The organism is Brevundimonas sp. UBA7507 (genome assembly GCF_002478355.1).
Lineage (GTDB): Bacteria > Pseudomonadota > Alphaproteobacteria > Caulobacterales > Caulobacteraceae > Brevundimonas > Brevundimonas diminuta_D.
This window is the reverse complement of sequence record NZ_DLNP01000014.1, coordinates 24178-36607: the sequence shown is the minus strand read 5'-3', so window position 1 is coordinate 36607 and position 12430 is coordinate 24178. Positions and strand designations below refer to the sequence as shown.

The following is a 12430-nucleotide window of genomic DNA, read 5'->3' as shown; positions in this document are numbered from 1 at the left end:
AGGACGCCTCACATGCCCGCTTTCCTGAAAAACAAATGGCTCTGGATCGGCCTCGCGCTGCTGATCGTGCTGCTCGTCGGCTTCACCATGGTCCGCTCCGCCGGCGCCGCCAAGAAGGCGGAAGCCGCCGCCGAGGCCGAGAAGAAGGTCGAAAGCCCCTATGCCGCCATCGCCAACGGCAAGGTCGACGTCGAGGGCGGCATCATCCAGATCGCCGCGCGCCGCGGCGGCGTAGTGCGCGAAGTCCTGGTGCAGGAAGGCGACCGCGTGACCGCCGGCCAGATCCTGGCCCGCCAGGAAGACGACGAGCCTCGCCTGGCGCTGCAGACCGCCGCCGCCAATCTGTCGGAAGCCGAGAGCCAGCTGCGCCTGATCAACGTCGACATCGCCACGGCCCAGCGCGAGTACGACCGCTTGCAGAAGCTGGTCTCGACCAACTTCGTCGCCGCCCAGCGCCTGGACCAGGCCCGCGACGCCATCGCCTCGGCCCAGGCGCGGCTCGGCTCGCAGCAGTCAGCTGTGCAGACCGCCCGCGCCCGCCGCGACGAGGCCGCCTACAACGTCGAGCTGACGGTCATCCGCGCCCCGGCTGACGGCCGCATCGTGCGCCGCTACGCCAACCCCGGCGCCGGCGCCTCGACCCTGAACGTGTCGAACATGTTCGATCTGGAGCCCGACGCCCCCCGCATCGCCCGCGCCGAGATCGTCGAGGCCGACATTCCGAACATCACCGCCGATCAAGCCGTGGAGATCACCCCGGAAGGCGACCCGTCGAAGGTCTATGTCGGCAAGGTTCTGCGCCGCGCCGCCGTCTTCGGCGCCCGCAAGCTGGCGTCGGACGACCCGTCGCAACGCACCGACGAGCGCGTGGTCGAGGTGGTGGTCGCCGTCGACGAGGCCCCGCTGCTGATCGGCCAGCGCGTTCTGGTCAAGTTCATGAAGCCGGGCGAGACGGCCGGCGCCAAGCGCGACACCAGCATCGCCGGCGTCCCCGCCAACCGCTCGATGCAGACCCCGGCCCGCCGCTAACGCTGACGGAAACGAATACGGAAAGGGGCCTCGCGAGAGGCCCCTTTTTTACTGTCCAGTCTCTCCCGCCCCTCCCGACGGCGAAGGACTTTAACGGATCATGCGCCTGTAAATTCCCCCGCCCTCTTCTCCAGCACCGCCGTCACGCCCTCGATGTGGTCGTCGGTCAGATGGGCCAGGGCCTGCATGGCGGCCGACAACTCCAACATCTGGTCGAAATTCATATCGCGGCCCTGACGCAGCAGGGTCTTGGCCATGCGCAGAGCCTGGGGCGGCTGGGCGGCGATCTGACCGGCCGTCTCCATCGCCTCGTCCATCAGGGACTCATGCGGAACGACGCGATTGACCAGCCCCCACTGCTCGGCCGTGGCGGCGTCGATCGAGCGGGCCGTGAACAGCAGTTCGGCGGCGCGATTGTAGCCGATATTGCGGGGCAGCAGCCACGAGCCGCCGTCGCCGGGAATGATGCCCAGTTTCATGAAGGGCACGCCGAAGCTGGCGCGGTCCGAGGCGATGCGGATGTCGCCCAGTCCGGCGATGTCGCAGCCCAGCCCCATGGCCGGGCCGTTGACGGCGCTGACCAGCGGAACCTCAAGCCCGTAGAGGGCGCGCACGATGCGGTGGACGACGCGGCGATAGCGTTCGCGGATGGCGGCGCCCGAGCCCTCGAACAGATCGCGGCGGTCCTTCATCGCCTTCAGGTCGCCGCCCGCCGAAAAGGCGCGGCCGGCCCCCGTCATCACCACGCAGCGGATCGACGGGTCGGCGTTGACGGCGTCGCAGGCGGCGGCGAAGGCCTCGCCGTCCTCAAGGTCCGGCAGGGCGTTCAGACGGTCGGGCCGATCCAGGGTCCAGACCATGACCGCGCCTTTGCGCTCTTCGACGATCAGACCCATGCCGCGCTTCCTCTTCTCCAATGAAGCCGTGGGTGTCGGCCAGGGCGCGGCGGGATGGCAAGGGCGGAATTGAAAAACCCCGGTCGTTCTGACCGGGGCTTCTGGTTGGATCATCCAGTCTCGCGACTACGCGCGCGGCCGTTTGATCGTTATGGGCACGAAGTTGGACGGATGGCTGACCACGCGGTCGCCTGCGCCGTTCATCTGCTTCGTGTTCACCAGCATCCCGCCGAATAGGGCGAAGGACAGCATGGCGTGCTGGAGATTGCGCTCTTTGTTTTCGTTCATTTTTGGCGTCTCCTTTCGCTGAACGATGAAAGAAGACACGTCGTGCTTATTGGGACTCTCACCCTGTCAGTCGTTTCGCGTCGACGATGAAGATAGCGAAGCTGTGGAAAAAGTCAAGAATTATAGTCCGTTCTCGGACTCATTGTAGCGATAGCGTCACGAATCATGACCGAAGCCCCCGCTCCTCGCCCGCCGCGCCCCGTCGCCAGCCCATGCGTCATGGTCTGCACCGTCGACGGCGCGTCGGGCCTGTGCCTTGGCTGTTTCCGCACGCTTCAGGAGATAGCGACCTGGAGCCGGATGACGGACGAGGCCCGCGCCGCCGTCATGACCGACCTGCCGGGCCGCAAGGGGCGGATCGATCCCCGCCTGCTGGGCGAATGAAGACCCTGGGTCGTCAACCTTTCGTTCGCCACGTCGCTTCACCGCATGGGAAGACCAAGGCGGCATAGTCCGCTCATGATCCGCTTTGACCCGCGCTCCGCTGTCGTTTTCGCCGCCGCCCTGGCGTCGGCGTCGGCGTGCATCGGCGCCCTGATGTGGTGGGAAGGCCCGGCCCAGGCCTACGCCGCCGTGGCCCTGAAGAAGGCGCCGTCGGTGACGCGCGCGGCCGACGGCCACTACTGGGCGGAAGCGATCGTCGAGGGGCGGCCGATGCGGATGCTGGTCGACACCGGCGCCAGCGTGGTGACGCTGAGCCGCGCTGACGCCGAACGGCTGGGCGTGCGGCTGAAACCGCATGACTTCAATCAGACGCTGAACACCGCCTCGGGCCAGGTGCCCGCCGCGCGGGTGCTGCTGACCTCCCTGTCGGTGGCGGGGGTCGAAATGACCTCGGTCGAGGCCCTGGTGGTCGATCGCGACCTGCCCGCGGCCCTGCTGGGCATGAGCTTCCTGGGCCGGCTGTCAGCCTTCGAGGCGCGGCCCGACGGCCTGATCCTGAGGGGCTGAACGCGCCTCAGCCGCGCCGCCCGAAGGGCACGACCTTGTTGTGCCGGTCATGGCCGATGTCGGCGGCGCCCAGATAGGCGATCCCCGACCGCACGCACCAGTAGCGCACGATCTCCTCCGCCGTCAGGCCGAAGTCGGGGTCGTTGGCGGTGACGTCCGACACCCGGCCCAGACGGATGCCCGCGACACGGCGGATCGAGGCCTGGCCGGTCAGGTGGAACATCATCCGGTCGACGCGATAGAGGGCCTCGGACACCTCTTCCAGCATCAGGACGTGGCCGCTCAGGTCCGGCTCGATCGCCGTGCCGACCAGTTCGTTGAGAATGGTCAAGTTGAAGCCGACGGCAGGCCGAGGATCGGTCAGCAGGGACGGCTCCAGCGAGGCCGCGTCGCCGCTCCGCAGCCAGTTCACCGCCCGTAGGCCCGTGGCGTCATGGCGCGACCCGTCCGAGGCCATCGGCCCGTGCGCGACATGGGGGAAGCCCGCGCGATACAGCGCCGCCAGCAGGCTGCCCGCGTCGGAATAGCCGAGGTAACGCTTGGCGTAGGCGTGGGCGGTCAGTTCGGGGATCACCGCCTCGGCGATGCGGCAGGCGCCGTAACCGCCGCGCGCGAACCAGACGGCGTCGATCTCGGGGTCGTTGGCGGTCTCGACGAAGGCGCGGGCGCGGGTGGCGTCGTCGCCGCCGAAATGGCCGTGCGCCTCGAACAGAGCCGGATGCAGCACCAGCTCGACCTCGCCGCTCGGCCAGGTCGCCGCCGCCCAGGCCCGGATCGCCTCGCCCCGCGCGGGGTCCAGACGGGAGCTGGCGTTGACGACGCCGATTCGGAACGGTCTGGTCTGCATGGACGGGGTGGCCTCGGGCGCCTCACGTGCTAGTCAGGCCGCCGGACATTCCCCGGTTTCCAGCCCTGAAATCAAGCCGATGAACAAAGACTATTTCTTCTGCGGCGTCGGCGGCTCCGGCATGCTGCCCCTGGCGATGATCGTTCAGGCGCAAGGCCACCGCATCGCCGGCTCCGACCGCGCGCTGGATCAGGGGCGCACGCCGGACAAGTTCGACTGGCTGCGCGCCCACGGCGTCACGCTGCACCCGCAGGACGGATCGGGCGTGGTCAGCAAGGAGCAGGTGGTCGTCGCCACCGGCGCGGTCGAGGACACCGTGCCCGACATCGGCGCGGCCAAGCGCGTCGGCGCCCTCATCAAGACCCGGCCCCAGCTGCTCAGCGAACTGTTCAACGCCGCTCCGACTTCGATCGGCGTGGCGGGCACCAGCGGCAAGTCCACCATCACCGGCATGATCGCCTGGATCCTGGATCAGGCGGACCGCGCCCCGACTGTGGTCAACGGCGCCGTGATGAAGAACTTCGCCGACGCCGACCACCCGTTCGCCAGCGCCCTGATCGGCGGACCCGATCTGTTTGTGGCCGAGGTGGACGAGAGCGACGGCTCCATCGCCCGCTATGACGCCACGGTGGCGGTCGTCTCCAACATCTCGCTGGACCACAAGTCGATGGAGGAGCTGCGCGACCTGTTCGGCGGCTTCGTCGGCCGGGCGACGACAGCGGTGCTGAATCTCGACAACCCCGAGACGGCGGCGCTGGCGCAAACGCTGGAGACGGGCAAGGCGATCACCTTCGCCCTGGGCGAGGAAGAGGCCGATCTGTCGGCGCACGACCTGCAACCGCTGCCCACCGGCATGACCTTCGAACTGCGCGTGCGCGGCGAGGCGGCGCGGGCCGCGCGATTGAATGTGCCGGGCGCGCACAATGTCGCCAACGCCCTGGCGGCGCTGGGCGCGGTTAAGGCCCTGGGCGTCGGCATGGATCAGGCGGTCGCGGCGCTGGAGACCTTCAGCGGCATCCGGCGGCGGCTGGAGGTGGTGGGCGCGCGAAACGGCGTCACTGTCATCGATGACTTCGCCCACAACCCGGACAAGATCGCCGCCACCCTGAAGACCCTGCACGCCTTTGACGGGCGGTTGCTGATCCTGTTCCAGCCGCACGGCTTCGGCCCGCTGAAGCTGATGAAGCAGGAGTTCATCGAAGGCTTCGCCGGGCTGATGCGGCCGGACGACGTGCTGCTGATGCCAGAGCCGGTCTATTACGGCGGCACCACCGACCGCAGCATCGGCAGCGAGGACATCGCGGCCGGCGTGCGCGCGGCGGGCCGTCAGGCGCAGGCCCTGGCCACCCGCGCCGACTGCGGCGACCGCATCGTCGAGATCGCCCAGCCCGGCGACCGGGTGGTGGTGATGGGCGCGCGCGACGACAGTCTGTCGACCTTCGCGGCCGAACTGCTGGCGCGTCTCTGATCTTCCGCTCTCGGAGCATATGTCAGATTATCCTTGCAAAACATTCACTTCCGGCAAAGCGCCTGTTAAGCGCCCTGGCCTAACCCTGCTCGCGCAAAACGCAGGGGACGGCTGGGAATGGCCAGAATCGGAGATTTCGTGGACGCCTCGGCGCCCATGGCGCCGGACGCGCCGGGGGCCGACGCCCTGGCCCGTTTCGAGGCCGAACCCGAGACCCTGGTCATCGCCGTGGCCGACGCTGACGGACGCCCCGTCGGCCTGATCGAGCGCAACGCCTTCACCCTGAAGCTGGCCGCCGAGTTCGGCCGCGCCCTTTACGCCCGGCGCCCGGTCTCGGCCCTGATGGACCCGGCGCCCATGATGGTCGAAGCCGACGCCTCGGCCGATGTCCTGTTCGCCTCAATGGACACGGCGGGGCTCGGCGCCCTGCTGAAGGGGTTCATCGTCGTCTCGCGCGGCCGCTATGTCGGGGTCGGCGCCGGGCTGCACGTGCTTCAGGCCGGGGTGGCGATCCACAAGCGCCGCGCCGAAGCCATGGCCGAGCTGGCCCAGAACCTGGTCCGCGCCGAGGCCGAGGCGCGCGCCTCCAGCCGGGCCAAGTCCGAATTCCTGGCCGTCATGAGCCATGAGATCCGCACGCCTTTGAACGGGGTGCTGGGGGTGGCCGCCCTGATGGAGCGGCAACTGACGCAGGAGGCTCTGCGCCCCCACGTCCGCACCATTCTGGACTCCGGAAACAGCCTGCTGCGCCTGCTGACCGATGCGCTGGACATGTCGCGCGCCGAGGCGGGGATGCTGACGCTGGAGCCCGCCCCGCTGGACCTTCAAGCGATGACGGCGGACCTGTCGGCCCTGTGGAGCCCGCGCGCCGAGGAGAAGGCGCTGGACCTGCGCGTCCACGGCGATCTGCGCGTTGCGCGCTGGATCGTCGGCGACGAGATGCGGCTGAAGCAGCTGCTGAACAATCTGATCGGCAACGCCCTGAAGTTCACGGAAGGCGGCGCCGTCGAGGTCCGCCTGGATACGGCGTTGGAGGACGGACAGGTGCGCCTGTCCGCCACGGTCGACGACAGCGGCCCCGGCGTCAGCGAGGACGCCGCGCGCGCCATCTTTGAACCCTTCAACACCGGCGACGCGGGCCGCCAGGGCGCGGGCGCGGGGCTGGGTCTGGCCATCTGCCGCCAGATCATAGACCGCATGGACGGACGCCTGGCGGTCGAACGATCACCCCAGGGCGGGGCGCGCTTCCGCTTCGAGCTGCGCCTGCCGCTGGCCGAGGCCGATGGACGCCGCAACGACGGCGCCATGGCCGATCCCACCGCCCACCCGACCCTGCACGTCCTGGTGGTGGACGACAACGCCGCCAATCGCTTCGTGGCGGGCAAGGTGCTGGAGTTGTTCGGCTGCACCCACGAAACGGCCGAGAACGGCCGACAGGCGGTTGAGCGCGCGACGACGGCGCCCTTCGACCTGATCCTGATGGACGTGAAGATGCCGGTGATGGACGGGGTCGCCGCCACCCGCGCCATCCGCGCCCTGCCCGGCCCGGCGTCCGCCCTGCCGATCCTTGCGCTGACGGCCAACGCCGACCCGCGCGACGAGGCGGATTATCTGGCGGCGGGCATGGACGGAGTGGCGCAGAAGCCGATCCAGCCTGAGGCCCTGCTGAACGCCATCCGCCTGGTCCTGTCGCGCGAACAGACCGCTCAGGCCGCCTGACCGGATCAGCGGCGCCGACAGTCGTCGGTTGCAAATCATTTGCATTTCATGGCAAGGCCAAGGCGTGACCGACGCCGCACTGCTGGCGCGGCTGGCGGCGTTTCCCCAGGAGAGGACCGATCCCGCGCCCGACGCCGTGGCGCGCTGGGCGGACGCGGCCTTCGACGTCCGCATCGCTGGAAAGCCGACCGAGACGACGGCCGAGGAAATCTATGTCGCCCTGCCAATGCCCGGCGGAGACGGCTGGCTGACCATCGACCGGGCGACGGGCGATGCCCTGCATGAGAAGACCACGCGCGGCTGGATCGCCTGGCTCAACGACCTGCACAAGGGGCGCAACACCGGCCGGGCCTGGTTCTGGTTCATCGACGTCTTCGCCGTCGCCTGCATCGTCTTCACCCTGACGGGGCTGGGCCTGTTGTGGCTGCACGCTTGGCGTCGCCCCTCGACCTGGCCGCTGGTCGGGCTGGGGCTGCTGATTCCCGCCGTGCTCGTCCTGTTCTTCATCCATTGAGGAGCCGCTTCATGCGCCCGCTTCCCCTGATCCTGACCGCTGCGGGTCTTTCGGCGGCCGCTGCGCCCGCCCTGTCCGCCGATCTGTCGGTGTCGATCGAACTGCCGCGCATCAACAGCGCCGCCTATCATCGCCCCTATGTCGCCGTCTGGATCGAGAAGCCTGACCAGACCGCGGTGCAGACCGTGGCCGTCTGGTATCACCCCGGCAGCCGCAACAGTCAGGGCGACGGCGCCGACTGGCTGCGGGATCTGCGCGCCTGGTGGCGTAAGGGCGGCCGGGCGATGGCCATACCCGCGGACGGAATCTCCGGGCCGACCAAGGCCCCCGGCCGCCATGCCGTCACCGTGCCGGGCGCGCGCCTGCGCAACCTGCCCGCCGGACATTACACGCTGGTCGTCGAGGCGGCGCGCGAGATGGGCGGGCGCGAGTCCGTGCGCGTGCCCTTCCGCTGGGGCGCGGCCAATACCGCCGCCGGGACGGGGTCGTCCGAACTGCGCGCCGTGCGTGTCGCCGTGACCCGCTGAACGATCCCGGTCATAAGGGGGGCTTCGTCCTCTCAGCCAGACCGTTGCGCGCCCCATGAAACGTTCCGCCTCCGCCCCGTCGCCGATCCTCATCGGAAGTGCGGACGACAGCCGACGCGACGACCGCGTCCTGATTCCGCCGATGACCGGCGCGCCCGAACGACCGCCCAGCGATCTGATCTGGTCGCTGTCGGGCGAGACCATGGGCACGACCTGGTCGGTGCGGCTGGTCCCGCCGCCGGGCGCCGCCCAGGGCGACTTCGCGGCGGCGATCGAGGAAGAACTGGCCCGCATCGTCGCCGTCTTCAGCCCGTGGGAGATCGACAGCGAGATCAGCCGCTTTAACGCCGCTCCGGCCGGAACCTGGGCTCTGTCGGACGACTTCTGGGCCCTGTTGACCCAGGCGCTAGACCTGGCCGACGACGTCAACGGCGCGGTCGATCCCAGCCTGGGCGCCCTGGTCGACCTATGGGGCTTCGGCCCGTCGGGACCGCGCTCGGTTCTGCTGCCCCTGCCGTCCGACGAAGAGATCGAGGCGGCGCGCGCCGTCTCCGGCTGGCAGAAGCTGCGGCTGCACCGCGAAGCTCAGGCGGCGATCCAGATCGGCGGCATGAAGCTGGACTTCTCGGGCATCGCCAAGGGCCATGCGGTCGATCGCGTCTCGGACCGGCTGAGCGCCCTGGGCGCGACCTCGCACCTGGTCGAGATCGACGGCGAACTGAAGGGGCGCGGCGTCAAGCCCGACGCCCAGCCCTGGTGGGTCGAGATCGAGGCCGTCGCCGGATCGCCCGCGCCGCGTACGGTGGCGGCTCTGGTCGACCTGGCCATGGCGACCTCGGGCGACGGGCGCCGCGCCTTCACCCATGAGGGGCGGCTCTATTCGCACATCCTGGACGGCGCGACGGGGCGGCCGGTCGACAACGGCCTGGCCCAGGTCACGGTCTTCGACGCCTCGGCCATGCGCGCCGACGCCCTGGCCACGGCGTTGACCGTGCTGGGACCGATCGAGGGGCCCGAACTGGCCGAGGCCCTGGGCTTGGCCGCTCATTTCACGCAACGCACGCCCGACGGCCTGATCGAGCGCATGACCCCCGCCTTCGCCGCCATGCTGGACGACGCCTGAGGGAGCGTCAGACCTCCGACCAGCGCCGCAGCAGGTTGTGATAGACGCCGGTCAGCTCGATCACCGCCGCGTCCTTCGGTCCCTTGTCCAGATTGACGCGCTGGATCGCCACGTCGAGGCGGAACAGGGTCTCGCGGTCGGCGTCGTCGCGGATCAGGCTTTGCAGCCACATGAAGCTGGAGACACGCGCGCCGCGCGTCACGGGCGTCACCCGGTGCAGGCTCTTGGACGGATAGAGGACCAGATCTCCCGCCGGCAGCTTGACCGACTGGGCGCCGTACATCTCCTCGATGATCAGTTCGCCGCCGTCATAGTCCTCAGGCTCTGACAGGAAGAGGGTCGCCGACAGGTCGCTGCGGATGCGATGGCCGTCGCGTTGGCGGATGGCGTTGTCGACGTGGGTGCCGAACTCGCCGCCGCCCTCATAACGGTTGAACAGGGGCGGAAAGATCGTGTGCGGCAAGGCGGCCGAGACGAACATCGGATTGGCGTTCAGGGCCTGGACGACCAGGGCCGACACCTCGCGCGCCTGGGCGCTGTCCTCGGGCAGTTGCTGATTGCGCTTGGCGCTCGCCGACTGATGGCCCGAGGTCATGTTGCCGTCGGCCCAGGGGCCGGCGTCCAGCGTCCGACGCAGGGCCTTCACCTCGGCCTTGGTGAAGACTTCGGGGATGTGCAGCAGCATGGCTCTCTCACCGTCTGGAAACGCGTCGGCCCCGCCGCTCGAACGAACGACGGGGCCGACATGATGGCGCGAAACGCGGCCTCTTAGTAGCGGACGTTCAGCGTCAGGATCGCCTGGCGCGCCGGGGCGACATCGGCGTGATGCACGCCGTTGGTGCGGATGATGTACTCCTCATCCCCGGCGTTCTGGACGTTCAGCTGCAGCGAGGCGCGGTCGTTGATGTCGTAGGAGGCGAACAGGTCGACGTGGGTGTATTCCGGCGCATAGACGCGGTTGGCGCCGCCGCCGGCCCCGCCCTGGTTCCCGCCCCAGGACTTGGAGACGTAATAGACGCCGCCGCCCAGGCTCAGCTTGGGCAGAACACGATAGGTGGTGAACAGGCTGGCGCTGTGCTCGGGCGTATTGGCCAGAGGATCGCCCAAGTTGACGCTGCTGTAGGCGCCGCGCACCAGTTCGGAGTCCATCCAGGTGTAGCCGCCGAAGACCTGCCACTTGTCGGTGATGTTGCCCGACACGCCCAGCTCCACGCCCTGGACCCTGGTCTCGCCCGCCTGTTCGAACAGGCCCGGCGCCACTTCGATGGCCGCGTCCTTGCGCGTCAGGTGGAACAGGGCGCCGCTGAGCGCCAGACGGTCGTCGAACAGATTGGCCTTGGCGCCGATTTCGAAGCTCTCGGTCTGCTCCGGATCCAGCACCGTGCTGGCCAGGTTGCCGCTGCCCACGCCGCCGACGCCGTTCTGATCGCCCGCCGAGATCGTGGGCGGCGTCGAAGCGGTCGAGAAGGAGGCGTAGACGCTGCTGCTCGCCGTCGGCTTGTAGACCAGACCCACCTGATAGTTGACAAAGTCCCAGTCCGCCTCGCGCATGATGGGCGACGTGGCGCCGCGCGGCAGTTCCGTGCCCTCGACGTCATAGCGGTCGTAGCGCAGGCCCAGGTTCAGCTTCCACCGCTCGCCCAGGCTGACGGAATCAAAGGCGTAAAGCCCCAAGGCATCCGTGTCCGAATAGGTCTCCGGCCCGCGCGTGATCGTACCCGTCCACGGGTCGTTCGGGTTCGGCGCATAGACCTGGGTGCAGTCCAGCCCCGTCAGCGGCGCCGGGCAGGCCGTGCCGGTCAGGGTCGTCACCGTATAGGAGGCGTTACGGTTCTTCTCGCGCGACAGCTCCAGACCGACGTCGAAGTCATGCTTGACCGACCCGGTCAGGAAGGAGCCGTGCAGGTCGGTGACGTTGGCCAGGGTCTCGGCCGGATTCCAGCGCGATTTCAGACCCCGCTTCATCCACCAGACGCCGTTGATCTGGTGGGCCGCGCCGCCGTCGCCGGGGTTGGTGACGACATAGTCGTTCAGCGTCTGCGCGTAGCGGGTGACGTTGCGCAGGGCCAGGGTGTCGCTGAAGCGGTGCTCGATCTCGAGCGTCAGGCTGTCGATCGTATTGTTCAGATAGTCGCGCGCCTTCAGGCCGTAGAAGCTGTCATAGGGCACGTCCAGGATGCCCGAAGCGTCCGGACGCGGCGCGTTCGCCCCGCCCAGCTTGGTGTAGAGCGGGACGCCGTAGTCGGGCGTCTGATTGCTGTCGAGATGGTAGTAGCTGGCCGTCAGCGTCGTCGGCGCGCCCAGACCCACGGCGACCGCAGCCCCCACGCCCCACTTGTCGAAATCGACGCCGTTGCGACCCGGCACATCGCCCTGCGAAGCCATGACGTTCAGGCGCATAGCGGCGGTCGGCCCGACCTGCCAGTTGGCGTCCACCGTGCCGCGCAGATAGTCGTCCGTGCCGACGCCGGCCGAGCCGTGGACGAAGTGGGTCAGACGCGGCGACTTGGAGCCCAGATTGATGCTGCCGCCGCCCGAACCGCGGCCCGAATAGACGGAATCGGCGCCCTTGATGACCTCGACCTGCTCCAGGTTGAAGACCTCGCGCTGCTGGCCGCCGGTGTCGCGGATGCCGTCAACGAAGATGTTGTTGCCCGACGCCTGACCACGGATGAAGGGCCGGTCCGCCAGGGGCTGGCCGCCCTCGCCCGCCCCGAAGGTGATGCCCGGCGAGGTGCGCAGAATGTCCTGCAAGGAGGTTGCGGCGGTCTGTTCGATGATCTGCTGCGGGATCACCGTCACGGTGCGCGGCGTGTCGACCAGGGGCGTAACGAACTGCGGATCCTTCGGCTCGCGCTTCACGCGATGGCCGTGCACGTCCACCGTGCCCAGGTTGGTGGCGTCCTGACTGATCACCCCATCGGCGGGCGCGGCCTCGTCAGTCGCCGCGATCGCCGGCGCGGCGCACAGCATCCCGGCGGCGCTGGACGCGAACAGGAGCGCCTTGAGGGCGGCGGAGCGGGTGTCGGACATGAGGAGGAACCGATCAATGAATGAGACCGGCTCGC

13 protein-coding genes are annotated in these 12430 nt (G+C 69.0%); 8 read left to right on the top strand and 5 right to left on the bottom strand.

Going from position 1 to position 12430, the window contains the following annotated elements; all coding sequences use genetic code 11:
* Positions 1-12: 12 nt before the first annotated feature.
* Positions 13-1029 (top strand): HlyD family secretion protein, encoded by a 1017-nt coding sequence (locus B3D50_RS10795; protein ID WP_003166125.1) that lies wholly within the window; start codon positions 13-15, stop codon positions 1027-1029.
* Between the two features lie 98 nt (positions 1030-1127).
* Here the strand turns inward: B3D50_RS10795 and B3D50_RS10790 are convergent, their stop codons facing one another.
* Complete coding sequence (locus B3D50_RS10790; protein WP_286951179.1) at positions 1128-1925, bottom strand: crotonase/enoyl-CoA hydratase family protein; 798 nt, start codon at positions 1923-1925, stop codon at positions 1128-1130.
* A gap of 126 nt (positions 1926-2051) precedes the next feature.
* Positions 2052-2213 (bottom strand): hypothetical protein, encoded by a 162-nt coding sequence (locus B3D50_RS10785; RefSeq protein ID WP_162938831.1) that lies wholly within the window; start codon positions 2211-2213, stop codon positions 2052-2054.
* Between the two features lie 165 nt (positions 2214-2378).
* Here B3D50_RS10785 and B3D50_RS10780 point away from each other — a divergent pair, with 165 nt between their 5' ends.
* Together B3D50_RS10780 and B3D50_RS10775 are read left to right on the top strand one after the other, a co-directional pair.
* The gene (locus B3D50_RS10780) at positions 2379-2597 is read left to right on the top strand and encodes a DUF1289 domain-containing protein (RefSeq protein ID WP_046652252.1); all 219 of its coding nucleotides are present in this window, start codon (positions 2379-2381) and stop codon (positions 2595-2597) included.
* Positions 2598-2672: 75 nt separating this feature from the next.
* Complete coding sequence (locus B3D50_RS10775) at positions 2673-3164, top strand: retropepsin-like aspartic protease family protein (protein ID WP_286951177.1); 492 nt, start codon at positions 2673-2675, stop codon at positions 3162-3164.
* Between the two features lie 7 nt (positions 3165-3171).
* Here B3D50_RS10775 and B3D50_RS10770 read toward each other — a convergent pair whose 3' ends face one another.
* Positions 3172-4011 (bottom strand): LD-carboxypeptidase, encoded by an 840-nt coding sequence (locus B3D50_RS10770; RefSeq protein WP_286951176.1) that lies wholly within the window; start codon positions 4009-4011, stop codon positions 3172-3174.
* A 79-nt stretch (positions 4012-4090) separates the two neighbouring features.
* Here B3D50_RS10770 and B3D50_RS10765 point away from each other — a divergent pair, with 79 nt between their 5' ends.
* The 5 genes from B3D50_RS10765 to B3D50_RS10745 all read left to right on the top strand — a co-directional run bounded on the left by B3D50_RS10765 (position 4091) and on the right by B3D50_RS10745 (position 9362).
* The gene (locus B3D50_RS10765) at positions 4091-5479 is read left to right on the top strand and encodes a UDP-N-acetylmuramate--L-alanine ligase (protein ID WP_286951175.1); all 1389 of its coding nucleotides are present in this window, start codon (positions 4091-4093) and stop codon (positions 5477-5479) included.
* Positions 5480-5596: 117 nt separating this feature from the next.
* Positions 5597-7198 (top strand): ATP-binding protein, encoded by a 1602-nt coding sequence (locus tag B3D50_RS10760; RefSeq protein WP_286951174.1) that lies wholly within the window; start codon positions 5597-5599, stop codon positions 7196-7198.
* A 64-nt stretch (positions 7199-7262) separates the two neighbouring features.
* Positions 7263-7712 (top strand): PepSY-associated TM helix domain-containing protein, encoded by a 450-nt coding sequence (locus tag B3D50_RS10755; RefSeq protein ID WP_409516075.1) that lies wholly within the window; start codon positions 7263-7265, stop codon positions 7710-7712.
* An 11-nt stretch (positions 7713-7723) separates the two neighbouring features.
* Entirely contained in the window at positions 7724-8239 is a 516-nt protein-coding gene (locus B3D50_RS10750) for a DUF2271 domain-containing protein (protein WP_286951173.1), read from the top strand.
* A 55-nt stretch (positions 8240-8294) separates the two neighbouring features.
* Positions 8295-9362: an FAD:protein FMN transferase gene (locus tag B3D50_RS10745; RefSeq protein WP_286951172.1), complete on the top strand. Its 1068-nt coding sequence runs from the start codon at positions 8295-8297 to the stop codon at positions 9360-9362.
* A gap of 7 nt (positions 9363-9369) precedes the next feature.
* Here the strand turns inward: B3D50_RS10745 and B3D50_RS10740 are convergent, their stop codons facing one another.
* Entirely contained in the window at positions 9370-10047 is a 678-nt protein-coding gene (locus B3D50_RS10740; protein ID WP_286951171.1) for a Fe2+-dependent dioxygenase, read from the bottom strand.
* Between the two features lie 83 nt (positions 10048-10130).
* Positions 10131-12395: a TonB-dependent receptor gene (locus B3D50_RS10735; RefSeq protein ID WP_286951170.1), complete on the bottom strand. Its 2265-nt coding sequence runs from the start codon at positions 12393-12395 to the stop codon at positions 10131-10133.
* Positions 12396-12430: the final 35 nt, after the last annotated feature.